Origin of the sequence: Chenggangzhangella methanolivorans (assembly GCF_019797865.1) — a bacterium.
Taxonomy (GTDB): domain Bacteria; phylum Pseudomonadota; class Alphaproteobacteria; order Rhizobiales; family Methylopilaceae; genus Methylopila; species Methylopila methanolivorans.
This window is the reverse complement of sequence record NZ_CP081869.1, coordinates 4,452,114-4,474,822: the sequence shown is the minus strand read 5'-3', so window position 1 is coordinate 4,474,822 and position 22,709 is coordinate 4,452,114. Positions and strand designations below refer to the sequence as shown.

Annotated in this window: 17 protein-coding genes and 1 pseudogene; 8 read left to right on the top strand and 10 right to left on the bottom strand. The window is 70.0% G+C overall.

Features of this window, described 5'->3' with window-relative positions:
• The first annotated feature begins 63 nt into the window (after positions 1-63).
• Together K6K41_RS23420 and K6K41_RS23415 are read left to right on the top strand one after the other, a co-directional pair.
• Positions 64-219 (top strand): hypothetical protein, encoded by a 156-nt coding sequence (locus K6K41_RS23420; RefSeq protein ID WP_261405900.1) that lies wholly within the window; start codon positions 64-66, stop codon positions 217-219.
• Positions 220-302: 83 nt separating this feature from the next.
• Positions 303-1,478, top strand: a complete 1,176-nt coding sequence (locus K6K41_RS23415) for a UbiH/UbiF family hydroxylase (RefSeq protein ID WP_261402491.1) — start codon at positions 303-305, stop codon at positions 1,476-1,478.
• 12 nt (positions 1,479-1,490) lie between these two features.
• Here K6K41_RS23415 and K6K41_RS23410 read toward each other — a convergent pair whose 3' ends face one another.
• Complete coding sequence (locus K6K41_RS23410; protein ID WP_261402490.1) at positions 1,491-1,850, bottom strand: hypothetical protein; 360 nt, start codon at positions 1,848-1,850, stop codon at positions 1,491-1,493.
• 157 nt (positions 1,851-2,007) lie between these two features.
• Between K6K41_RS23410 and K6K41_RS23405 the strand changes: the two genes are divergently transcribed.
• On the top strand, positions 2,008-3,051 hold the full coding sequence (locus K6K41_RS23405; RefSeq protein ID WP_261402489.1) for an HpcH/HpaI aldolase/citrate lyase family protein: 1,044 nt from the start codon (positions 2,008-2,010) through the stop codon (positions 3,049-3,051).
• Between the two features lie 119 nt (positions 3,052-3,170).
• Positions 3,171-3,506, top strand: a complete 336-nt coding sequence (gene hspQ, locus K6K41_RS23400; protein WP_261402488.1) for a heat shock protein HspQ — start codon at positions 3,171-3,173, stop codon at positions 3,504-3,506.
• Between the two features lie 256 nt (positions 3,507-3,762).
• On the opposite strand, the gene K6K41_RS23395 is transcribed toward hspQ, so the two are convergent.
• Positions 3,763-4,455, bottom strand: coding sequence for an invasion associated locus B family protein (locus K6K41_RS23395; RefSeq protein WP_261402487.1), 693 nt, complete (start codon positions 4,453-4,455; stop codon positions 3,763-3,765).
• Positions 4,456-4,744: 289 nt separating this feature from the next.
• Here K6K41_RS23395 and K6K41_RS23390 point away from each other — a divergent pair, with 289 nt between their 5' ends.
• The 3 genes and pseudogenes from K6K41_RS23390 to K6K41_RS23380 all read left to right on the top strand — a co-directional run bounded on the left by K6K41_RS23390 (position 4,745) and on the right by K6K41_RS23380 (position 8,862).
• Complete coding sequence (locus K6K41_RS23390) at positions 4,745-6,589, top strand: extracellular solute-binding protein (RefSeq protein ID WP_378147519.1); 1,845 nt, start codon at positions 4,745-4,747, stop codon at positions 6,587-6,589.
• Positions 6,590-6,619: 30 nt separating this feature from the next.
• Positions 6,620-7,408: pseudogene (locus K6K41_RS23385) on the top strand (AMP-binding protein); the annotation flags it as partial.
• Positions 7,409-8,199: 791 nt separating this feature from the next.
• Positions 8,200-8,862: a DsbA family oxidoreductase gene (locus K6K41_RS23380; protein WP_261402485.1), complete on the top strand. Its 663-nt coding sequence runs from the start codon at positions 8,200-8,202 to the stop codon at positions 8,860-8,862.
• Positions 8,863-8,918: 56 nt separating this feature from the next.
• Here K6K41_RS23380 and K6K41_RS23375 read toward each other — a convergent pair whose 3' ends face one another.
• The 8 genes from K6K41_RS23375 to K6K41_RS23340 all read right to left on the bottom strand — a co-directional run bounded on the left by K6K41_RS23375 (position 8,919) and on the right by K6K41_RS23340 (position 20,691).
• Positions 8,919-11,012 carry an alpha/beta hydrolase gene (locus K6K41_RS23375; protein ID WP_261402484.1) on the bottom strand — a complete coding sequence of 698 codons (2,094 nt, stop codon included), beginning with the start codon at positions 11,010-11,012 and terminating at the stop codon, positions 8,919-8,921.
• 368 nt (positions 11,013-11,380) lie between these two features.
• On the bottom strand, positions 11,381-13,510 hold the full coding sequence (locus tag K6K41_RS23370; protein ID WP_261402483.1) for an alpha/beta hydrolase: 2,130 nt from the start codon (positions 13,508-13,510) through the stop codon (positions 11,381-11,383).
• 119 nt (positions 13,511-13,629) lie between these two features.
• Positions 13,630-17,142, bottom strand: coding sequence for a transcription-repair coupling factor (gene mfd / locus K6K41_RS23365; protein WP_261402482.1), 3,513 nt, complete (start codon positions 17,140-17,142; stop codon positions 13,630-13,632).
• 161 nt (positions 17,143-17,303) lie between these two features.
• Positions 17,304-17,606 carry an FAD assembly factor SdhE gene (locus K6K41_RS23360; RefSeq protein ID WP_261402481.1) on the bottom strand — a complete coding sequence of 101 codons (303 nt, stop codon included), beginning with the start codon at positions 17,604-17,606 and terminating at the stop codon, positions 17,304-17,306.
• 61 nt (positions 17,607-17,667) lie between these two features.
• Positions 17,668-18,075, bottom strand: coding sequence for a hypothetical protein (locus K6K41_RS23355; RefSeq protein WP_261402480.1), 408 nt, complete (start codon positions 18,073-18,075; stop codon positions 17,668-17,670).
• 156 nt (positions 18,076-18,231) lie between these two features.
• A complete protein-coding gene (locus K6K41_RS23350) occupies positions 18,232-18,375 on the bottom strand; it encodes a hypothetical protein (protein WP_261402479.1) in 144 nt (47 codons plus the stop codon).
• Positions 18,372-18,872: a sigma-70 family RNA polymerase sigma factor gene (locus tag K6K41_RS23345; protein ID WP_261405825.1), complete on the bottom strand. Its 501-nt coding sequence runs from the start codon at positions 18,870-18,872 to the stop codon at positions 18,372-18,374. Before K6K41_RS23345 ends, K6K41_RS23350 begins: the two co-directional genes overlap by 4 nt.
• Before the next feature lie 142 nt (positions 18,873-19,014).
• On the bottom strand, positions 19,015-20,691 hold the full coding sequence (locus tag K6K41_RS23340) for a S8 family serine peptidase (protein WP_261402478.1): 1,677 nt from the start codon (positions 20,689-20,691) through the stop codon (positions 19,015-19,017).
• Between the two features lie 496 nt (positions 20,692-21,187).
• Here K6K41_RS23340 and K6K41_RS23335 point away from each other — a divergent pair, with 496 nt between their 5' ends.
• Positions 21,188-22,549, top strand: coding sequence for a DUF6600 domain-containing protein (locus K6K41_RS23335; RefSeq protein ID WP_261402477.1), 1,362 nt, complete (start codon positions 21,188-21,190; stop codon positions 22,547-22,549).
• The last annotated feature ends 160 nt before the right edge of the window (positions 22,550-22,709 follow it).

Here is a 22,709-nt window from a genome sequence, read left to right as displayed (position 1 = left end):
ACGGTCGAGCTTTCGACGCCGAACTTCTACGGCGCGCACGGCCATGACGCCGACCTCCCGGAGATGGCCGCGACCTTCATCGCCGCCGGCCCCGGCATCCGTTCGGGCTCGGTCGAGGCGGTGCGCAACATCGACGTCGCGCCGACCGTGATGCGCCTGCTCGGCGTGACGCCGGCCGCAACGGTGGACGGCAAGGCGCTGAACAAGGTCCTTAAATAAGCGGGCCGGCGGCGGCCGTTCCTTTGGCGCGGCCGCCGTCGCGACGCTATATGCTCGGTGCGATGACAGACGCGGAACCGAGCATGACGACGAAGGCCTGTGACGTCGCGGTGGTGGGCGGCGGACCGGCTGGCCTGCTCGCCGCGCTGCTCGCCGCGCGGAGCGGCGCGGTCACGGTTCTGGTCGCGCCCCCTCCCCCCGCCGACACGCGCACCACGGCGCTGATCGGAGGATCGGTCGAGATCCTCAAGGCGGCGCGCGTCTGGGACGCGCTCGCAAGCGAGGCCGCGCCGCTGAAATCGCTCCGGATCGCGGACGCCGGGCGACGGCTCTTCCGCGCGCCGGAAGCGCTGTTCCACGCCGAGGAGCTCGGCCTTGAGGCTTTCGGCTGGAACGTCGCCAACGCCCGCCTCACCGCGCTCCTGACGGAAGCGCTCCGGGCCGAGCCGAACGCCGAAATCGTCCCGCAGGCCGCGGCCGCGAGCCGTCCGGGCGAGGACGCGGTCGAGATCGAGGCCGCGGACGGGACGCCCATCACGGCGAGGCTCGCGATCGCCGCCGATGGCCGCCGCTCGCTCATGCGCGAGGCCGCAGGCGTGACGCTCAAGAGCCGCAGGGCCCCGCAGGAGGCGCTGGCGTTTTCGGTCTCCCACACGCGCGAGCACGACTTCGTCTCGACGGAGCTTCACTACGAGGAAGGCCCGTTCACGCTCGTGCCTCTTCCGGGCAAGCGATCGAGCCTCGTCTGGGCCTGCCAGCCCGAGCGCGCCGAGCGGCTCGCCGGCCTCTCGCCCGAGGAGCTCGGCCGTGCGGCGACCGAAGCCGCCGGACGGCTGCTCGGCCCGATGACCGTCGAGGGCCGCGTCGGGCGCTTCCCCATCGAGATCGGATCCGCGCTACGACTCGCGGCGAACCGCACGCTGCTCGTCGGCGAGGCCGCCCATGTTCTGCCGCCGATCGGCGCGCAGGGGCTGAACCTCGGCTTTCGCGACGCCGCCGCGGCCGGAAAGGTGGTCGCGCGCTCGATCGCGGAAGGGCGCGATCCGGGCGGCGACGCGAGCCTTCGCGCCTATGCGCGGGCGCGCTCGGCCGACGTCTGGAGCCGCACGGCCGCGACCGACCTTCTGAACCGCTCGCTGCTCACGGAGTTCGCCCCGCTCCACGCGGCCCGCGGGCTCGGGCTCGCGGCGATCTCGCGCGTCGGCCCGCTCCGCCGCTTCGTGATGCGCGAGGGGCTTCTGGGCGGCCCGCAGTTCTGACCGCCGGCTCCGTCACCGCGCGGCGGCGCGCGCCCTGGCGGCCCGGCGCTTGACCCGGGCGATCGCCGACAGCTGATCCTTCAGTTCGTCGATCGCGTCCTGGTCCTCCTCGCTGAGGCCCGAGAGATCGACCCGTTTCATGATCACCGCGAGCGCGTCGCCGATCTGGCCGAGCTGCCGGCCGTAGGAGCCGACCCGGTCGAGGATCTCGCGCTCCGTGTCCGGGTTCGAGGACTGGCCGACATAGACCGTGACCTGACCGAGCCCGAGGCCGGTGAACTGCGGGGCCCAGGTCCAGGGCAGGATGCTCTGCGACAGGCTGGAAGGCGCAAGGTTGGCCGGCATGTAGGCCGGCAGGCGCGCGTCTTTCATGGCTCGTCTCCGCGTGAGGAAGCCAAACCTTAGGCTGCGCGCAGAGAGACCGGCAATCGCCTCCGCCGCGTTGCGACCAAAGACGTCTTGCGCCGCAGCATCCTGGCCGCAGATGGTGCGGCCGAATTCGACGTCCCCCGGAAGAAGGCCAAGCGCGATGATCGTCCCGAGCGCCTATTACCGTCCCCTCGCGCTCGGCGCGCCGGCTCCGTTCCGCGAACCTCCGGTCCGCGTCGAGCGGATGATCCACTTCGTGCCGCCGCATGTGGAGAAGATCCGCGCCCGCGTCGGGGATCTGGCCAAGCAGGTCGACGTCGTGCTCGGCAATCTCGAGGACGCGGTCCCGGCCGACGCCAAGGAGGCGGCGCGCTCCGGCTTCATCGAGATGGCCAAGGCCAACGACTTCGGCGCCGCCGGCCTCTGGATCCGCATGAACGCGCTCGACAGCCCGTGGGCGCTCGACGACGTCATCGAGATCGTCTCGGCGGTCGGCCACAAGCTCGACGTCATCATGCTGCCGAAGGTCGAGGGTTCGTGGGACGTCCACTATCTCGACCGCCTGCTCGCGCAGCTCGAGGCCCGCAACAAGATCGAACGGCCGATCATGATCCACGCGATCCTCGAGACCGCGCAGGGCGTCATGAACGTCGAGGAGATCGCCGCCGCCTCGCCCCGCATGCACGGAATGAGCCTCGGTCCGGCGGATCTTGCGGCGTCGCGGCGCATGAAGACCACGCGCGTCGGCGGCGGCCATCCGGGCTACGGCGTGCTCGTCGACAAGGGCGCCGAGGGCGAGGCACGCGCGTTCTACCAGCAGGATCTCTGGCACTACACGATCGCCAAGATGGTCGACGCCTGCGCGGCGAACGGCATCAAGCCGTTCTACGGGCCCTTCGGCGACTTCTCCGATGGCCCGGCCTGCGAGGCGCAGTTCCGCAACGCCTTCCTGATGGGCTGCGTGGGCGCCTGGACGCTGCACCCCTCCCAAGTCGAGATCGCCAAGACCGTGTTCTCGCCGGACGTCGAGGAAGTCCGTTTCGCCAAGCGCATCGTCGAAGCGATGCCGGACGGCACCGGCGCGGTGATGCTCGACGGCAAGATGCAGGACGACGCCACCTGGAAGCAGGCCAAGGTCATCGTCGACCTCGCAAAGCAGATCGCCGAGCGCGAGCCTGAGCTCGCAGAACGCTACGGTTTCTGACGTCGAGAACCGCAGGGCGGGACCGACGGCGACGTGACAGACGGCTCGCAGCGGCGTTGACGCGCCGCCGCGGGTCAGATCATGTCCGCCGTTCCCGCAACCGGGGTTTTCAGACGTCCATGGCTCCCGAGCAGCGCCTCGCCAAATTCAGGATCGGCGAGGTCGTCCATCACCGCGTCTACCCGTTTCGGGGCGTGATCTACGACGTGGATCCGACGTTCTCGAACACGGAGGAATGGTGGGAGGCGATCCCCGAGGAGGTGCGCCCGGTCAAGGACCAGCCCTTCTACCACCTGTTCGCCGAGAACTCGGAAACCGAGTACGTGGCCTATGTGTCGGAGCAGAACCTCGTGGCCGACACCACCGGAGAACCGGTGCGGCACCCGCAGGTGGGCGAGATGTTCGAGCGGCTCGACGACGGCACCTACCGCTTCCGCGGCGATCTTGGGCACTGACGGCGGCTACCGCGATCGACTGATTGGCTCTTGCGCCTGACGCCGTCACATCGGGCCTGACCCGAGCTCAATAAACGTCGCCGGCCGCCGAGAAATCCTGAATTTCAAGGCGTTTCAATCCAGGCTCTAGGCAGAGATGACGGTCGGCGGCGCGTCGGGCGGCGACGTTCAGCCTCCTTCCACGTCTGCCTTCGCGCATACGAAAAACGCCCGGCCTTGCGGCCGGGCGTCTTCAAAAGCGATCGGGCGAGACGCCTTACTGCGTCTTCACGGTGCCCTGGCCGCCCGGCATCGCCGGCGCGTTGCCAGGCGCCTGGGCGCTGCCCGGAGCCTGGAGCTTGTCGCGGGCTTCCTGCGCCTTCTTGGCGAGGCCGTCGTTCAGCTCCTTGCGCTCCTCGGCGAAGGCCTTCTGGTCCATGGCCGGACCGTCATACGCCTTCTGGAAGCCGTCGAGGCTCACCGGGAAGTTGATCGTCTTGGCCTGCTGGTTCATGGCCTGGACGACGAGGTTCTTACCCTTCTGCATGTTCTTGAAGAAGGCGTCGTTGATCTCGACTTCGGCGTAGCAGGCGTTCGGGAAGCAGATCGAGTACTTGCCGTTGGCGGGCGAGTTCTGGTCGACCGCGACGCGCACGCCCGGCTGGATCAGCAGCCCGGGGGGAACCGCGGCCAGGAAGAACTTCTTCGGCTCGCCCGAGATCTGGCGGACCGCGATCGAGGCGACGTTCTGGCCGGTGTCGGTGCGCACGTCCCGGGAGGTGAGGCACACCTCCTTCTTGGCCTTCTCGTCGGTGTTGCAGATCTTAACCCAGCTCGGCTGCGGCGGCTCCGGCGGGGTCATCGACATCGGGCCGGGACCGGCCGCCGGGGCGCCGCCCGCCGGAGCAGCGGGCTTAGCGTCCTGCGCGAAGCCATGGCTGGCCGGCACGCAGAAGGCGGCGGAGATCATGGCGATGCGCGCAAACTTCCCCAATGTCATTCGACGTTCCTTCCTATCGTCGGGACGACTTACGGGCCGCGGCCGTCGCGCGCCGGCTCTTGGGGCCTACCGCGCGTCCGAGGAGCCGGGCGCTCCGAAAGAGAGACCGGCTGTCTGTCGTCGAATTGCGGCAACACAGTGACGTTAGAGCCCATGAGCGCCTTGGGAAGCCGTCGCCGCCCGGCTGGCGCCTCATATGGCTGTGATAGCTCGGCCTCCGGCGTTGCGAATCGCGTCCGTCGCCGGGTCACGTGGATCGATGACCATGCTCCGACCCCATGGCCCGAATCTCTCCCGCCGCGCTGTCCTGAGGGCCGCGCCGACGCTTGCGGCCGCGCTCGCGGTGCCCCGTCTTGGCCGCGCCGCCGAGACGCCGCCGGCCGACCGCCACGGCGTCGCGATGCACGGCGAGCCCGCGCTGCCGCCGGGCTTCGAGCATCTGCCCTATGTGCGCCCCGACGCGCCGAAGGGCGGGCGGCTGACCTATGGCTGGCTCGGCGGCTTCGAGACGCTCAACCCCTACGCCTACAAGGGATCGCAGGCGCAAGGGCTGCGCGGCTACGTCTATGAGAGCCTGCTCGCCCGCAACTACGACGAGCCGTTCTCGCTCTACGGGCTGATCGCCCAGACCATCGAGACGCCCGACGACCGCAGCTACGTGGTCTTCACGATCGACCCGCGCGCGCGTTTCTCAGACGGCGAGGACATCACCGCCGAAGACGTGCTCTTCACCTTCGAGCTGCTGCGCGAGCGCGGTCATCCGACGTTCCGCTCGAACTACCGACGCGTGAAGTCCGCGAGCGCCGAAAACCCGCGCCGCGTCCGCTTCGAGCTGTCGGGCGACGACCGCGAGCTGCCGCTGATTCTCGGCCTCATGCCGGTGCTGCCGGCGCACGCCACCGACGCCAAGGCGTTCGAGGAGACGACCTTCCGGCCGCTCACCGGCAGCGGCCCCTATGTGGTCAGCAACGTCGACCCCGGCCGCTCGGTCAGCTTCCGCCGCGACACGAACTACTGGGGCGCGGACCTGCCCGTGAACCGCGGCCTGAACAATTTCGACGAGATCCGCTACGACTACTATCGCGACGCGAACTCGATGTTCGAAGCCTTCAAGAAAGGTTTGATCGACGTCCGCGAGGAGCGCGACCCGCTGCGCTGGGCCACCGGATACGACTTCCCGGCCGTGCGCCGCGGCGACGTGCTGAAGGAAGACTTCGACTCCGGCGTGCCGGCCGGCATGAACGCCTTCGTGTTCAATTGCCGCAAGGCCGCCTTCGCAGACAAGCGTGTGCGCGAGGCGCTCGGGCTGCTGTTCGACTACGCCTGGATCGACCGCAACATGTTCGGCGGCGCGACCGCGCGCACCCGAAGCTATTTCGAGGGCTCCGAACTCGCCTCGACGGGCCTGCCGGCCGACGATCGCGAGCGCGAGCTCCTGAAGCCGTTCCCCGGGGTCGTCCGCGCCGACATCCTAGAGGGCGAGTGGGCCCCCTCCGACGGCGACGGCTCGGGCCGCGACCGCGACCAGCTCCGGGACGCGCTCGCAAGGCTCGAGGAGGCCGGCTGGAAGGTGCAGCGCGGCGAGCTGCGCGAGACCTCTTCGGGCGAGCAGATGCGCTTCGAGATCCTCGTCTCCAACAAGGAACAGGAGCGGCTCTCGCTCGCCTTCGCGCGCGGGCTCGACCGCGTGGGCGTGCGCGCCACGGTCCGCCTCGTCGACAGCATCCAGGCGTTCCGCCGGATGCAGACCTACGACTTCGATATGGTGATCTACAACTGGTACGCCTCGCTCTCGCCCGGCATGGAGCAGCGCAAGTTCTGGGGATCGTCGGCCGCCGACACGCCCGGCGAGCGCAACTACATGGGCGCCAAGGAGCCGGCGATCGACGCCATGATCGACGCGCTGATCGCGGCGCGCGACCGGGAGGAGTTCGTCTCCTGCGTGCGCGCGCTCGACCGCGTTTTGCTGTCGGGTTTTTACGTCGTGCCGCTGTTCCATCTCGAGAAGACGTGGATCGCGCGGTGGAAAACGCTCGATCGGCCCGAGCGCGCCTCACTTTTCGGGCCCATGCTTGAGACTTGGTGGCGCGCGCCCGCCGGCTGACGGTCGCGCCCGCGTTTCGAGACAAGACCCATGCGCCTCGCCCCCTTCGCCGCAAGCCTGCCGAACCCGGCCGCGGGCGACCGCACGCTCGACGAGATCCTGGCCGCGAACGCCGCCCGCGCGCCGGGCGGCTTCGCGCTGCTGGCGCGCGGCCTGCCGTTCTCGGGCGACTGGACCGGGGTCGACAGCGCCGTATCCGGCCTCGCCGCGACCTTCGCCGAGTGGGCGCTCGGCGAAGACGCCGTGGTCGGCGTGCAGCTCGGCTCGACGCCCGAGGCGGCGCTCGCATGCCTCGCGCTCTGGCGCGCCGGCCTCACGCCCGCGATGCTGCCGCTCGCCTGGCGGCGCCGCGAGATCACGGCCGCGCTCGCCTCGATCGGCGCGACCGCGCTGATCGCGCCGGTCGAAGGCGGCGGCGCGCCGCTCGCCCAGTTCGCGTGCGAGATCGCTGCGGGCCTCGAGACGATCCGCTTCGTCGGCTGCTTCGGCGGCCCCGCGCCCGACGGCGCCACGCCGCTCGACCACGCCTTCGACCGGGACGGGGCGCGCCATGTCCGGCCCGACCGGCCGGAGGACGCCGCCGACCACATCGCGGTCGTCACCTTCGAGGCCGGCGGCGCGCCGGTCGCGCGCAGCCACAACGATCTCGCGGCGGCAGCGCTCGGCCCCATCCTCGCGATGCGCCTGACGGCCGGCTCGAGCCTGGTCTCCACGCTCGACCTCGCGGGTCTCGCGGGCGTCGCGACCGGGCTCGTGCCCTGGCTGCTCTCAGGCGCCGGCGCGGCGTTCCATCCCGTCTCGACCGCGGCGGCGCTCAAGGACGTCGTGCGGGCCGCCGACGCGACCCACATCGCCTTGCCTGGCCGCGTCGCCGGCGAGGCCTTCGCCGACAGCGGCCTCGACGAGGCGGGGCTCGTCGCCGTCGCGGTCTGGCGCGCGCCGGACGGGCGCGGCGCCGCCGCCGACATTCCCGGCGCGTCAGTGATCGTCGACGCGGTCGCGTTCGGCGAACTCGGCATGTTCGCCACGGTGCGGCCCACGCGCACGCGCCATGCGCCCGTGCCGCTCGGCCCCGCGCGGCCGGCCGAGCGCGTCGCGCCGCTGATCGAGTTCAAGATCGGCGACGACGGGCGCCTCGCGCTGCGCGGCCCCGCCTGCCCGCAGGCGCCCTGCCCTTCGCAACCCGCCGCGCCCGACCTCGCCTTCGACCCGCAGGGCTTCGTCGAGACCGGGCTTGCGGCCGTCGCCGATCCCGCCGCCGGGCACGTCGCGTTCGGCGGGCGTCGACGCGGCGTCGCGCAGATCGGGGGCGTGGCGCTCGCCATGCCCGACGTCGAGTCCGCCTATCGGCGCGCCGGCGAAGGGCCTGCCGACGCTTGTCGACGACCCGCTGTTCGGCGCGCGCCTCACCCCTCGCCGGGACTGCGACGGACAACGCCGCGGCGGCCGCCGAAACGCTCGACGCGGCCGGCTTCGGGCCCGCCGTCGCGCCGGTCGAACGGGCGGCCGAACCGGCGCGAAAGACCGCCTGACGACGTCAGGGGTTTCGCGAAGGCGCGCCAGAGGCCATATCGGCGGCTGTTCTTACAGTCTGAGCCGAGCCTTTCGCGATGTCCGCACCCCTTACGATCGACGTTTTCGCAGATCCCGTCTGCCCCTGGTGCTGGATCGGCAAGCGGCGGCTCGAGGCGGCGCTCGCCGCCCGGCCGGACGTCGAGGCGGTGGTGCGCTGGCTGCCGTTCCAGCTCGACCCGACGATCCCGGCCGAGGGCCTCGACCGGGCCGAGTATCTCGAGAACAAGTTTGGCGACGACGAGAAGGTGCGCGCCATGCACGAGCAGCTCGCCGCGGTCGGCCGCGACGAGGGGCTGGCGCTCCTCTTCGCCGACATCGAGCGCGCGCCCAACACCCTCGACGCCCACCGGGCGATCCGCTTCGCGGCAGAGGAAGGGCTCGTCGCCCAGGGCGCGCTGATCGAGCAGCTGTTCGAGGCCTATTTCACCGAAGGCGACGACATCTCGGACCACGCCGTCATCGAGCGCGCGGCCGAGGAGGCCGGCCTCGACGCCGACACGCTGCGCGAACGGCTCGAGAGCGACGAGGACGTCGAGCTCGTCCGCGAGGAGATCCAGCGGGCGCGCGCGATCGGCGTCGAGGGCGTGCCCTGCTTCATCTTCGAGAACAAGCTGGTGGTCATGGGCGCGCATCCGCCCGAGGTGCTCGTCGAGGCGATGGACCGCGCCCTCGGCGACGAGGACGAAACCGAGGAATAAGAAAGGGCGCGCCTCCGCCAGGAGGCGCGCCCTCTCGTCAGGCTCGGCGGCGCCGCTTACTTGGCGAGCTTGCCGAACTTCCAGACCGGCGAAGAGGCCTGGACGAACAGCGAGACCTCGCCGCCATCCGGCAGCTTCGCGAAGTCCTTGGCCGGCACCGAGATCGTCATCGTCTTGCCGTCGACCGAGATGTCGCCGCCCTCGACGGTCTCGCCGCCGACCGTGAGGGTCGGAAGCGCGCCCGTGAAGGGGAAGGGCCGCTTCGTGCTCAGCACGATCTCGACCGCGCCGTCGCCCGAGCCGCCCGACGAACGGGCCGAGGACGGGCCGGACGCGCGGACGATGCGGATGCGGTTTGAGTCCGCGCCCGCGGTGGTGCGGGGCGCAGCCGAGGCGGTGAGGATCGCTTCAGGCGTTTCGGCTTCGGCCATGGCCGGCTCCTGGTCCACGTCGCCGGTCGCGGCCGGCAGCGTGGACTTCGAGATCGTGCCGATGTTCACGACGCCCGAGCGCTTCTTCTCGAAGGTGAAGCGGACGCCCGCCACCGCGCCGAGATCCACGCCCTCGAAGTCCTCGAGCGGGAGCTCGACCGTATAGAGCGTCTCGTGGAGATACTGCGTCCCGTAGGCCGGGCCGACCGGACGGCTGAGACGCGTGCGGCCCACCATCGCGAGCTCGTTGGAGAGCGTGCCGTCGGCCGCCACCAGCGCGACGGTGAAGTCCATCTCGCCCTTCTTGGACTGCTTCTTGTTGCAGATGTTGGCGAAGCAGCCGAGCGAGGCGCGGAACGCCAGCGTCTTGTAGCTCGTCAGGTTCTGGCCTTTTCCGGCGAAGTTGAGCTGGAAGAAGCGCTCGGACGGCGAGCTTTCGTCCCAGGTCACGCGGGCGACGCGGGTGCCGAGCTGGTGCTCGTAGCTCGCCTGCTGGTTCGTCACGGTGACGCCCGTCACAGTGGTCGGAACGCCGGAGTCGCTGAGGCCGCTCTCCTGCGAGAAGCGCTCCAGCATTTCGGTCTTTTCGTTGTTGGGGCCCGGCAGATAGCCGCGATTGTACTTGGTGATGTCGGAAAGCGTCGCAGGCAGCGTGGTCGCCGGGTCGAAGATCGCGGCGAGAGCGGGGTCGGCGTTCTTGCCGACCGTGGCGCGGAAGAACGGCACCATCGTGTGGAACGCGGTGGCCTTCTGGTCCTTCGAGAAGCCGGCGGCCGGGAACAGGTTCTTGACGCCGAGGCAGCCGGGAGAATCGGAGGTCTGCCATTCGGTGTTGTAGGCGTTGTGGTTGGCGCCCTTCACCTCGAACGTCCCGTGGAACGCCTGCGTCGTGTCGAACGGCGCGGCGCGGTCGAAGGTGCGGTCGAAGACCTTCATGCCCTGGAGATTGTAGACGTCGCCGTCGCAGCTCGGCAGCAGGATCATGCTGTTGACGCCGTTGGCGTCGAGCACCCGGCTGGTCTGGCCGTCGACGGGGCCGATCTCGAAGATCGACTTGATGTTCATCGGGCCGATGAGGCCGGGGAACGGGCTCGTGGCGTCGCGGAACTGCTGGAGCGCGGCGCGCGCGCCCTCGCCGCCGCGGCTGTGGCCCATGATGCCGACTTCGGAGAAGTCCATCGTGCCGAGCGGCTTGAAGCCGAGGGTCTTGGGCGGCGCGATGTCGCCGCGGCCGGAGTTCCAGTCCGACAGAAGCGCGAGATGGCGCAGGATCAGCCGGCCGCGCATCAGGTTGAGGCCGCGGTCCTCGGTGAGGCCCGTGCCCGCGGTGACGCCGCGATTGGCGTTGATCGAGACGACCACATAGCCCCAGGAGGCGAGCTCTTCGGCGAGATAGGCGTAGCCGAGATGGTTCGGCGTGATGACGTAGTTCTCGGGGCAGACGCCCGTGCGGGTGTAGTCCGACCGGTTGTCGACGCGCACGCGGCGAACGGGATCATAGGTGCCGCAGGTGCCGTGGTTGCCGTGGAGAAACACGAGGATCGGGAACGGCTTTCCCTTGAGGGTCTTGGGCCTGTAGACCTCCGCCCAGAGGTCGACCTTGCGGTCGGTCGCCACCAGCGGCTCGTCTCGGCCGGGCAGCATGTAGGATCCGGTTCGGACCTCATAGGGTCCCTCGACGGCCTGCGCGTCATTGACGACAGTCCCCAACGCCGCCACGGCCGCAAGCGCCGCGCAGCGCAGTAAACGCCCCACATTCATTGGTTTTCTGCTCCGATAGGTCGCGATCGTCTGATCACGAGCCCGCGAAGCTAGGTTTCGACTTTCGTCGCGGCCAAGCTCAAATAATCAGCCGACAATCAGCCGGCGCGCTCGAAAGCGGGCGCCGGCTCGCCTGATGTCAAACCTGCCACATGGCCCATCGCCACAATGCGCTCGAATATGTGGCGGTCGGCCACAATCGTGCATGGCGCGCCCATCCCTTGATCACGACGCCTTTTTGGGCGCCGCGGGAAGTTGCTCACGTTCAAGCTCGAAATGGCGAATTCGCACGTTCGGTCTGATCACTCGGCCGGCGGCGCGTCGGGTCACCTCGCGAGACGCCCGAATCTCCAGGTCGGCGAGCTCGCCTGAATGTCGAGCGAAACGTCCGCGCCGTCCGGGAGCGCGGCGAATTCGCCGTCCGTCAGGCCGAACACGATGGTCCCGCCGTCGGCGGAGATCTCGCCGCCGCTCAGCGTGCGGTCGCCGACCTTGAGCCGCGGGAGCGCGCCCGTCACCGGGAAGAAGCGCTTCGAGCTCAACACGATGTCGACGCCGCCTGAGCGCGCCTGCGAGCCGTCCGCGGGCGCGCCAGCGGGGCGGCGCACGATCTTCATCGCATTGCCGTCCCCGCCGGGCGTGGCGGCCGGGATCCGGATCTCGTCGGAAGCCGCGACGATCAGCTCGGGCGCGTCGGCGGCGTCCGACGAGCGCGCCGCGCCGGCGGGCGCCGCCTTGAATTTCGAGACGGTCAGGGCCGAGAGGTACAGCTTCCCCCTCTGGCCGGGCTCGAAGATGAAGCGCACGCCGGTGACCTTGGCGGTCTTTGAGAGACCGAACGCCTTGAGCGGAATCTCCGCCGTGTAGAGCGTGGAGTGCAGCTCCTCGAAGCCCTTCGGGCCGACCGGACGACGGAGCTTGACCCGATCCGCGACGCTGAGCGCCTTGGACAGCGTCCCGCCCTCGGTCACGAGCGCCACCGCGAAGTCCAGCTGGCTCCCCGCCGAGTCGCGCGCGCAGATGCCGTCGAAGCAGGTCAGCGAGACGCGGAACGCGAAGGTCTTGAACGCCGACAGGTCGAGCCCGTCGGCCGACAGGTTGGTCTGGAAATAGCGATCGCCCGAAACGCCCTGGGTGAGGTCGACGAAGGCCGCGCGCACCGACGGATCATGCTCGAAGCTCGCCGGCCCGTGGACCGCGGAAACGCCCACGGTCTCGGTCGGAAGGCGGGAGTCGCTCACGCCGGTCCGCCTGTTGAAGCTCTCGAGAACCCGGGTCTGGCTGTCGATCGGGCCGGGCAGATAGCCGCGGTCATAGGCCGTGATCGACTTTAGGCTTTTGGGCAGCGTCACGTTCGGATCGAACAGCGCCGCGCGGTCGGCGTCCGCGTCGGGGCCGACCGTCGCGCGAAAGAACGGGACCAGCGTGCCGAGCGCGGTCGCCTCCTGCCGCGCCGAACGGCCGACGGCTTCAAACAGCCGCTTGGAGCCATGGCAGCCGCGCGAATCCGTGGTCAGCCATTCGGTGTTGTAGGCGTTGTGGTTGGCGCCCCAGACCGCGATCGTGCCGTGGATGGCGTTCTTCCGGTCGTCGTCCGCCTTGCGGGTGACGGCGCGGTCGAACACCTTCATGCCCTGAAGGTTGTAGACGTCGCCGTCGCAGGCCGGCAGCAGGATCATGCTGTTGACGCCCTTGGCGTCGAGCACGCGGTCGGTCTGCCCGTCCACCGGGCCGATCTCGAAGATCGACCGGATCTTCAGGTCGCCGATGAGCGCGGGGAACGGGCTGCCCTCGTCGCCGAACTGGACGAGCGCCGCGCGCACGCCTTCGCCGCCGCGGCTGTGGCCCATCAGGCCGACCTGCCGGAAGTCGAGCGCGCCGCGCGGGTCGAAGCCGAGCGACTTCGGAGGCGAGAGGTCGCCGGTTCCGCGGCTCCAGGCCGACAGCAGCGCGAGATGGCGCAGGACCAGCCTGCCTCGCATGAGGTTGAGGCCGAAGTCGCCCGGCGCCGGGTCGCCTGCCGTCACGCCGCGATTGGCGTTGATCGAGACCACGACATAGCCCCAGGAGGCGAGCTCCTCGGCGAGATAGCCGTAGCCGAGATGGTTCGGGGTGACGACGTAGCCCTTCGGGCATTCGCCGGTGTCGGTGTAGTCGCTCCGGTCGTCGACGCGCACGCCGAGGTCCTTGTCGAACCGTCCGCAGGTCGAGTGGTTGCCGTGGAGGAAGACCACGAGCGGCGCCGGCTTCGCGCCGAGCCGCGCCGGCCGGTAGACCTCGGCCCAGAGATCGACCTTGCGGTCGTTCGTCACCAGCGGCTCGTCGCGGGCGAGGAACTTGTAGCTGCCGGTCGCGACCTCGTTGGGTCCCGTGGCCGCCTGCGCGCAGGTGGCGGCCACAAGCGAGATCGCCGCCGCGAGAAGCGTCGACGGGTGGAAGCTCAATCCAAACGCCATGTCTCGAAATCCCCGCGGATTTCCGAGCCGACCTCCCCCTGCGAGAGCCGGCGCGCGAAACCCGGCGCGCAGGCTACGATGAAACCACTGCCTCGTCCTTAACGACCAGCAGACGCGCCTTAAGCAGCCTTTCGCGGCGCTTCGGCGATCTTCACGAGGTCGCGGAGCAGCTTGGCCGAGCCCTTCAGGCGCGCGTTCACGCTCGCCCATTCGCGCTTGAACACGACCTTCATGTCCGGCCGCACCTTCGCGTTCGGCCCCTCCTCGCGCGCGATGTGCATCACGAGGCCGTCCGGATTGGCGAAGGAGTTCTCGCGGAAGCTCAGCACCACGCCCTTCGGGCCGGCGTCGATCTTCTCGACGTTGGCGCGGCGGCACAGCGCCTTGATGGCCGCGATCTCGAGCAGCTGCTTGACCTCCGAAGGCGCGGGGCCGAAGCGATCGGTGAGCTCGGCCGCGAAGGCCTCCAGCGTCTCGTCGTCGTCGATGTCGGCGAGGCGGCGGTAAAGCGAGAGGCGCACCGCGAGGTCGCCGACATACTCCTCCGGGATCATCACCGGCGAGCCGAGCGTGATCTGCGGCGACCAGCGGTCGTCGAACACCTGTTCGCCGCCCTCCTTCAGCGCCTCGACGGCGTCGGCGAGCATCTGCTGGTAGAGCTCGTAGCCCACTTCCCGGATGTGGCCCGACTGCTCCTCGCCCAGCAGGTTGCCCGCGCCGCGGATGTCGAGGTCGTGGCTCGCCAGCTGGAAGCCGGCCCCGAGCCCTTCGAGCGACTGCAGCACCTTGAGGCGGCGCTCGGCGTTGACCGTCATGGTCTTGTTGGCCGGGACCGTGAAGAGCGCATAGGCGCGCGTCTTGGCGCGACCGACGCGGCCGCGCAGCTGGTAGAGCGCGGCCAGGCCGAACATGTCCGCGCGCCAGACCACCAGCGTGTTGGCGTTGGGGATGTCGAGGCCGGACTCCACGATCGCGGTCGAGAGCAGCACGTCGAACTGGCCCTCGTAGAAGTCGGTCATGACCTTCTCGAGCTCGGTCGCGGGCATCTGGCCATGCGCGACCCCGACCTTCACCTCCGGGACCTCGGAGGCGAGGAAGGTTCGGGCGTCCGCGATGTCCTCGATGCGCGGGCAGACGAAGAACGACTGGCCGGAGCGGTAGCGCTCACGCAGCAGCGCCTCGCGCACGATCAGCGGATCGAACGGCGCGACGAAGCTGCGGACCGCGAGGCGGTCGACCGGGGGCGTCGCGATCATCGACAGCTCGCGCACGCCCGTCATGGCGAGCTGCAGCGTGCGCGGGATCGGGGTCGCGCTGAGCGTCAGCACATGGACCTCGGAGCGCAGGGTCTTCATCCGCTCCTTGTGCGCCACGCCGAAATGCTGCTCCTCGTCGACGATGACGAGGCCGAGATCCTTGAACTCGATGGTCTTGCCCAAAAGCGCGTGCGTGCCGACCACGATGTCGATGTCGCCGGAGGCGAGCCCCTTCTTGGTCTCGTTCAGCTCCTTCTGCGTGACGAAGCGCGAGGCGTGCGCGACCTTCAGCGGCAAGCCGCGGAAGCGCTCGGCGAAGGTGCGGAAATGCTGGCGCGACAGCAGCGTCGTCGGCACCACCACGGCGACCTGCCGGCCGGTCATCGCCACCACGAAGGCCGCGCGCAGCGCCACCTCGGTCTTGCCGAAGCCGACGTCGCCGCAGACGAGGCGATCCATCGGGCGCCCGGCCGCCAGATCGTCGAACACGGCGTCGATCGCGGCCTGCTGGTCCTCGGTCTCGTCATAGGGGAAGCGCGCCGCGAACTCGTCGTAAAGGCCTTCCGGCGGCGTGGCACGCGGCGCCTCCTTGGTCATGCGCGCGGCCGCGATCTTGATGAGCTCGCCCGCCATCTCGCGGATGCGGTTCTTGAGCTTGGCCTTGCGGCCCTGCCAGCCGACGCCGCCGAGCTTGTCGAGCTGGGCCTCGGTGTCCTCCGAGCCGTAGCGCGACAAGAGCTCGATGTTCTCCACGGGGAGAAACAGCTTGTCGGAATTGGCGTAATGCAGCTCGACGCAGTCATGCGGCGCGCCTGCGGCTTCGATGGTCTTCAGGCCCACGAAGCGCCCGATGCCGTGGTCGACATGGACCACGAGGTCGCCCGGCGCGAGGCCCGCGGCCTCGGTCAGATAGTCCTGCGCGCGCTTCTTCTTTTTCGGCCCGCGCGCGAGGCGGTCGCCGAGAACGTCCTGCTCGGCCACCACCGCGACGTCGTCGGTCTCGAACCCCTGCTCGATCCCGAGAACGCCGAGGGCGACCGCGTCCGGCGGCAGCGCCATCGCGTCGCGCCAGCTGCCGACGGGCCGGGTGGCGGCGAGGCCGTGATCGCCGAGCACCGTGCCGAGGCGCTCGCGCGCGCCGTCGGTCCAGGCGGCGACGACGACGCGCTTCCTGTCGTCTTTCAGCGCCTTGATATGCGCCACCACCGCGTCGAACACGTTGGCGCTCTCGTCGGCGCGCTCCGCCGCGAAGCTGCGGCCCCCACGGGCGCCGGCGTCGAACACGCGCCCGAAGCGGTCCTCGGGCAGCGAGAACGGCGTCAGCCGGATCGGCGCGGTTTCGTCGAGCCGCTCCTTCCATTCCTTCGGCGCAAGATAAAGAGCGTCCGCGGGAAGCGGCTTGTAGGTCGCGCCGGACTTGTCGTGCTTCAACGCCTCGGCGCGGGCCTCGTGATAATCGGCGATCTGGGCGAGGCGTTCGCCGGCCGCGTCGTCGAGCAGCGGATCGAGAACCACGCGCGCCTGCGGCAGGTGATCGAAGATGGTCGCGAGCCGCTCGTGGAACAGCGGCATCCAATGCTCCATGCCCGGATAGCGCCTGCCCTCGCTCACCGCCGCATAAAGCTGATCGTCGCGCCCCGCCACGCCGAAGGTCGCCGTATAGGCCTGCCGGAACCGGCGGATGGTCTCCGAGGTCAGTTGCACCTCGGACATCGGCACGAGATCGAGCGCGCGCAGCTGCCCGGTGGAGCGCTGGGTCTCCGGATCGAAGGGGCGGATGGATTCGAGCGTGTCGCCGAAGAAGTCGAGCCGGATCGGCTCGGCGTGGCCGGCCGGAAAAAGGTCCACGATGCCGCCCCGGATGGCGTATTCGCCGTAGTCGCGGACTGTGGAGGCGCGCATGAAACCGTTGGTCTCGAGCCAGTCGGCGAGCGTCTTCAGGTCGACGACGTTGCCGGGCGCGGCCGAGAAGCTCTGCCGCGCGACCGCGTCGGGCGCCGCGACGCGCTGCACGGCTGCGCCGACCGTCGTCAGCACCACGCGCGGCTTCTCGCCGCCGCGCGAGCCGGCGAGGCGCGCGAGCGTCGTGGTGCGGGCGGCGACGATCGCGGCGTTGGGCGAGACGCGATCGTAGGGCTGGCAGTCCCAGTTCGGAAAGGTCAGCCGCTCGACGTCCGGGGCCATGAAGGCGAGCGCCCGCTCGAGCGCCGCCATCCGCGAGGCGTCGCGCGAGACATGCAGCACGCCCTGCGCGTCGTGGGCCTTGGCCGAGAGCGCGCGGGCGAGGTCCGCCACCACGAGGGCGTCGAAGCCGTCGGGAACGTTTCCGACGGTGGCGGGCCGAAGTTCGAGAAGGGCTGGGAGCTTCAGGGTCATCTGGTCGTCAATGTCATGCGCCGAAAGCGCGTACGCCTTGTCCCAGCCTTGAGCCGGGACCCATAAACGTTGCCGCGTCCGAAGAAAACGGCGCGATCGGACTTGGCTTCAGCCGCATCGGTTCTGGGTCCCGGCTCACGGCCGGGACAAGAGCGGCGGCGCTACCCGATGTGTTCCGTCGTCGGGAACGCCTCGTGAAAGGCCTTGAGACGCCGGAACACTTCCGTGTCGTAACTCTCCGGAAGTGCTTCCTTATTTGCGATCCAGGCGAACAGGTCGCGGTCCTGGACCTCGATCAGAGCCTCGAACTGCGAAAACTCTTCCGGAGTGAAGCGATCGATCTCGGCGTCGGCGAACCGGCCCATCAGAAGGTCCATTTCGCGCGTGCCGCGCCGCCAAGAACGGTAGAGGGCGCGGCGACGGTCGGCGTCGAGGCCTTCGCCGGTACGTGTGGTGCCTGTCATCTTGAGCGCCGATATGGGGATCGGACCCGCCTCCTAGCAACCGGAGGCGGGCCTGTCAGCCCTACTGTCCGCCGGGAGCCGCAAACTTCACCACGTCGGCATGGCCGCGCAGGCGCTTGAGCGAGGGCTCGAGCTCGTCCGGCGTCGTGGCGCCGGCGACGCGGATCACGAACACGCCGCCGGGCTTCGGTCCGCCGACGATCTCCGCGCCGGCCTCCCGCAGCGCCGCCTCGACGGCGGCCGCGGTCGCGGACGGCTGGAACGAGACCAGCGCCGTCGGGCCCGCGGCGGCTTGCGAGGCCGAGCCGTCGGAGGCGGTCTGATAGGTCGAGCCGCTCTCCTCCACCCCTCCGAGAAACGATCCGCCGATGATGCCGGCCTGCGCGAAGATCACGAGCGCCGCCGCGGCCGCGCCCCAGGCGAGCGTCTGCGGCGAGAGCGCGGCGATCCGCGCCGAAAACCAGCGCATCGCGCCGGCGGCCTTCGGGGCGCGCGACGCCTGATGGGCGTCGATCGACGCGAACAGTTTTTCGCGCGCGGCGTTGGAGGGGACAGGCAGCGCCTCGTTGAGCGCGATGGTCTCGTCGCGCTCCTCCAGCGCGAACTCTCCAGCCGCCGCCCGAGCTCAGGCTCGTCGGCGATCAGGCGTTCGAGCGCCGCCATGTCGGCCGCGTCGAGGACGGTCGATCGCGGCCCAGGGAGCGAGCAGGTCGACCTCATGGGCGGGTCCGCGGCCGGTCTTGTCGGCGCCGGTTCTCTCCGCGCTCATGGCCAGCCCCTTTCGAGGCCGGCGGCGGCCATCAGTTCGGCGAGGCGCTTGCGGGCGTAGAACATGCGGGTCTTCACGGTCGCGGCGGGCACGCCGAGGATCTGGCTCGCCTCCTCGACGCTTCGCTCGTGATAATAGACGAGGTCGACCACTTCGCGATGCTCGGCCGAAAGCTGGCCGAGGCAGCGCCGCAGCGCTTCGGCCTTGCTGGCCTTCTGCGCCACGACCTCGGGCGTGTCGGCCTCGTCCTCGACCGCCTCGGCGATCTCGGATTCGAGCTCGCGCTCGCCCGGCCTCCTCATGGACGACAGCGCCTTGAACCGCGCGATCGAGAGGATCCAGGTCGAGACGCTCGACCTCCCCTCGAAGCGCGAGGCCTGCCGCCAGACGTCGAAAAACGCGTCGCTCATCAGATCCTCCGCCCGTGACTGGTCGCGGACGAGCCGGATGAGGAAGCGCAGCACGCGCGTGGAATGGCGCCCGTACAGCGTCCGCATCGCGGCCCTGTCGCCGCCCGCGATGCGCTGGATGAGGACGTCGTCCGAGACCTCCGTCACGGCGCGCGCCGCGGTTCGGAAGTGTGTCGCGCGGAGAGCGCGAAAGGTTCGACGCGACGCGGATTTTCCATGCGCGTCGAGGTCACGGACGCTCCGCAAGCTCGGCTGCGGCCGCCGTCTGGCCGGAGGCCGCCGGCGCTTCGGCGACGGCGTCCGCGCCAGGCTCGCCAAGCGCGTCGAGCGCGCCCCGCGCGTCCGCAAGGCCTGCGCCGAACTCGGCGTCAGGCCCCGGCGCGCCGAGATCGCGCGCCGACCCCACGAGCGCGGCCCGGGCCTGCCAGGCGGCAAGGCCGGGCTTGGCCTCGACCATGAGGGCGACGAGGCCGGCGACTTCCGCGGACGCCATCGAGGTTCCGCTGAGATAGCCGTAGCCGCCGCCGGGCGCCGCGACCAGCACGTCGACGCCCGGCGCCGCCACGCTGAGATGCGGTCCGCGGTTGGCGACCGGAAGCAGGTCGTTGCGGGCGTCGACCGCCGTGACCGCGATCACGTTCGGATCGGCCGCGGGATAAAGCGGCGGCGACGACGGGCCGGCGTTGCCGGCGGCCGCGACATAGATCGCCCCCTTGGCAGCGCCGGCCGCGATGAATTCGGAGATCTTGGCGTCCCTTGGTCCCGCGAAGCTCATGTTCACCACCTTGACGCCCCGGCCGGCGGCCCAGTCGAGCCCGCGCAGGATGTGCATGGTCGTGCCCTGGGCGCCGGACTTCGCCGCCTGCTCGGGCGCGAAGGCGCGGACCGCATAGATGCCGGCGCGCGGCGCCGGGCTCATGAGCGCGCCCCGGCCCGCCGCGAGCGCCGCGACCGCCGTGCCGTGGGAATGGGGCCGCGCCTGGCCGCCGATCGGATCGAAGGTCTCGACCACCGCGCCTCTCAGCGCCGGATGGTTCGGATCGATCGCGGAGTCGATCACCGCGATGCCGACGCCTTCGCCGGTCGCCTCGCGATGGGCGTCCTCGAGCCGCATCATGGCGACCGAGTATTGGGTGGAGATCAGAGCCGAATTCGCCTGCTGGCTGAGCTGGTAGATGTGGTTGGGCTGCGCGCTCGCGACGGCCGGCTCGCGCTCGAGACCTGAGATCGCCGCGTCGACCGGGCGGCCATTGCGGATGCGATATCTGACGACGGTGGTTCCCGTCAGCGCGAACCGCTCGATCGACAGCCGCTCCAGCCCCTGGCGCCGGCCGATCGCGACGATCTCCGGATCGGGCGTGCCGACGCGGATCTCGCACAGCACCTCGTCCGGCGCCCTCGTCGCGCCGTTGGCCGCAAGCGCCGCGGCGGACCCGGCCGGAACGAGCGGAGCCGCGCCCGAGGGAGGAGCCGGCGGGCGGTTGCGGTCGGCGGACCTCGGGGCGCGGTCCTTCGGCGGCGTCTGGCGCGCGACCTTGGGCTCGGGCTTTTTGGGCTCCACCTTCCGCTTCGGCGACGGCCCGAGATCCTCGGGCGTCGCGCGCACGACCTTCGGCCGTTCGGGCCTTGGCTTCTCCGTCTTCGGGCGCTCAGGCCGCCTGCGGGGACGCTCTACCTCTTCCTCGACGATCTCCTCGCGCTCGGCCGCTTTGGCGCGCGCATGTTCGATGAGGAGCCCGGCCCCGATGCCGATGATCGCGCCCGCGATCCCTGCGCCGACCCCGCCTCCTCCGCCGCCGCGATGCTTTCCGGGCCGCGCCACGCGGTCGTAGCCCTTGTCGCCGCGCGACTGGGCGAGCGCGGGAAGCGGCGCCACGGCGAGCGCGATCGCGAGCGCGGAAACCAAGGACGCCGCGGCTGCGCGGCTGGAGCGCGACGGACGGCGGGCGCTGCCGGACGATGTCATGAGCCTATCCCCACGGCGGCGCTTACCACCGCTGATCATCAGATCAATTTCAACAAGCGACCCTGCGGCGATCTTGGCCACAGCGCCCGCGGGGCGTCAACGCAAGCTTTGGCCGTCGTTCGACTTGGCGGTTGCTCGCGCTGGCGTCCCAACCTCCTTGGTCGCATCGCGACGCCGAAAGGTTCGAGCCGCCCAAGCGCTTAGACGAATGGACGGATACGCAGTCACGGCCTCGAAAAATTCTTGCGACGCGGCGTGAACCTCCGGCCCGGCCCCTCCGACCAAACCGTCGCAAGGGCCGCGATGGCGCGGCCCCCTGAACAGCCGAAGGGGACGAACGACGATCGGAGCCGCGGGAGAGACGAGACGCCGAAGCCCCAAAAGGCCGGCCTCGCCCGCACCCCTTCACCGTCCGGCGCCCGCCATGGAGGACATCATGAAGCCGATCATCCGTTCGTCGTTCGCAGGCGCCGCCCTCGCGCTCGGCCTTTCCGCCGCGCCTTTCGCCCTGACGGGCGCGGTCCTCATCGCCCCCGCGGTCGCCGAGGCCAGGAGCGCCCCGACCATCACGGAGATGAAGCAGACGCTCGCCGACTACGGCCAGTTCATCGCCCACGACAAGCACGGCGAGGTCTGGAAGCCGACCGTCACGCCGAAGGGCTGGCATCCCTATCCAGCCTGCGACTGGGTCTACACCAAGCAGTTCGGCTGGTACTTCTCCGACAAGACCGTGTGGGGCGCGATCGTCCACCACTACGGCCGCTGGTTCCACGACGAAACGGAAGGCTGGCTGTGGCAGCCGGGCGCCGAGTTCAGCCCCGGCTGGGTGGTGTGGCGCACGAGCGACGAGTGGGTCGGCTGGGCCCCCACCCCGCCGGACGCCGAGCTGACGCCCGCCAAAATGGAGGCGTTCGACGACGACAAGCTCTGGACTTTCATGGACGCCAAGAAGTTCGGCTCGACCTGCGAACCCGGCGCGACCGTCGTGAACTACGGCGACGTCTGGAAGTCCACGACCTACGTCACCGACATCCGCTTCGTCGACGGCGTCTCGGTATTCGTGCTGCCGAGCTGGATCGTCGGCCCGTCTGTCAACATCGACATCGACGTGTTCGCGCCGTGGTCGCCGACCTTCATCGGCTCCTGGGTGTGGAACTGGACGAGCGTCTTCAACGACGTCGACATCGACGTGACCATCAACCAGTGCAAGCCGAAGGATCCCAAGAACCCTAACGACCCGAAAAACCCGAACGGCGACCAGCCGAAGGACGTCGACCAGCCCGGCCCGGACAATCCGAAGCCGTTCCGACCGAGCCTCAAGGACAACGGTCCGCCCCCGGCGCCTGGCCTCAGCCGCCGTCCGCGCATGCAGGACATCGACGTCCCGCAGCGTGGGCCGCGCCGGCCCGACCGTCAGGTCCGAACCTTCGAGCCTCAGCCCGACGACGTCGTGATCCGCGGCCGCCGTCCCGGCCGACAGGGCACGGACGGACCCGGCCTGAACGACCGCGACGTCGAGCAGGCCGAGCCCGGCCGCGGCCGCAAGCCGAACCGCGAGGTCGGCGAGCGTCGCCCGCCCGCCAAGGTCTTCCCGGACAGCCGCTTCCCGCAGCGCGATTTCGGCGGACGCCAGCCCGAGCGGCTGGTCGGGCGGGACCGGACGCCGAACCTCGAGCGGATGGTCATGCCCCGTCGTTCGGGCGGAGACGGCCAGGGGCTTCGCGGACGGGCTTTCGGCCAGTCAGATATGGGCCAGCAGCAGGGCGGCGGGCGCTCCTTCCGCGGAGAGCGGTTCTAAGCCGACCGGACTCCAGTCGAGTTTTCAACAGACTGACGGCGGGCCGCATTAAGCGGCTCGCCTGATTTTTTTGCACGCCTACGCGGTTCCACCTATGGCGAGACCGTCATAATTCGTTAACCTTGGCGGCGTGGGGTGGGGTTCTGCGGATATGAGCGGA

Bases quoted from the DNA above. Each gene is read 5' to 3' on its own strand.
- K6K41_RS23420 (WP_261405900.1), top strand. From the start codon at position 64: ATGGCCGCGACCTTCATCGCCGCCGGCCCCGGCATCCGTTCGGGCTCG.
- K6K41_RS23415 (WP_261402491.1), top strand. From the start codon at position 303: ATGACGACGAAGGCCTGTGACGTCGCGGTGGTGGGCGGCGGACCGGCT.
- K6K41_RS23410 (WP_261402490.1), bottom strand. From the start codon at position 1,850: ATGAAAGACGCGCGCCTGCCGGCCTACATGCCGGCCAACCTTGCGCCT.
- K6K41_RS23405 (WP_261402489.1), top strand. From the start codon at position 2,008: ATGATCGTCCCGAGCGCCTATTACCGTCCCCTCGCGCTCGGCGCGCCG.
- hspQ (WP_261402488.1), top strand. From the start codon at position 3,171: ATGGCTCCCGAGCAGCGCCTCGCCAAATTCAGGATCGGCGAGGTCGTC.
- K6K41_RS23395 (WP_261402487.1), bottom strand. From the start codon at position 4,455: ATGATCTCCGCCGCCTTCTGCGTGCCGGCCAGCCATGGCTTCGCGCAG.
- K6K41_RS23390 (WP_378147519.1), top strand. From the start codon at position 4,745: ATGACCATGCTCCGACCCCATGGCCCGAATCTCTCCCGCCGCGCTGTC.
- K6K41_RS23380 (WP_261402485.1), top strand. From the start codon at position 8,200: ATGTCCGCACCCCTTACGATCGACGTTTTCGCAGATCCCGTCTGCCCC.
- K6K41_RS23370 (WP_261402483.1), bottom strand. From the start codon at position 13,510: ATGGCGTTTGGATTGAGCTTCCACCCGTCGACGCTTCTCGCGGCGGCG.
- mfd (WP_261402482.1), bottom strand. From the start codon at position 17,142: ATGACCCTGAAGCTCCCAGCCCTTCTCGAACTTCGGCCCGCCACCGTC.
- K6K41_RS23360 (WP_261402481.1), bottom strand. From the start codon at position 17,606: ATGACAGGCACCACACGTACCGGCGAAGGCCTCGACGCCGACCGTCGC.
- K6K41_RS23355 (WP_261402480.1), bottom strand. From the start codon at position 18,075: ATGCGCTGGTTTTCGGCGCGGATCGCCGCGCTCTCGCCGCAGACGCTC.
- K6K41_RS23350 (WP_261402479.1), bottom strand. From the start codon at position 18,375: ATGAGCGCGGAGAGAACCGGCGCCGACAAGACCGGCCGCGGACCCGCC.
- K6K41_RS23345 (WP_261405825.1), bottom strand. From the start codon at position 18,872: ATGCGGACGCTGTACGGGCGCCATTCCACGCGCGTGCTGCGCTTCCTC.
- K6K41_RS23335 (WP_261402477.1), top strand. From the start codon at position 21,188: ATGAAGCCGATCATCCGTTCGTCGTTCGCAGGCGCCGCCCTCGCGCTC.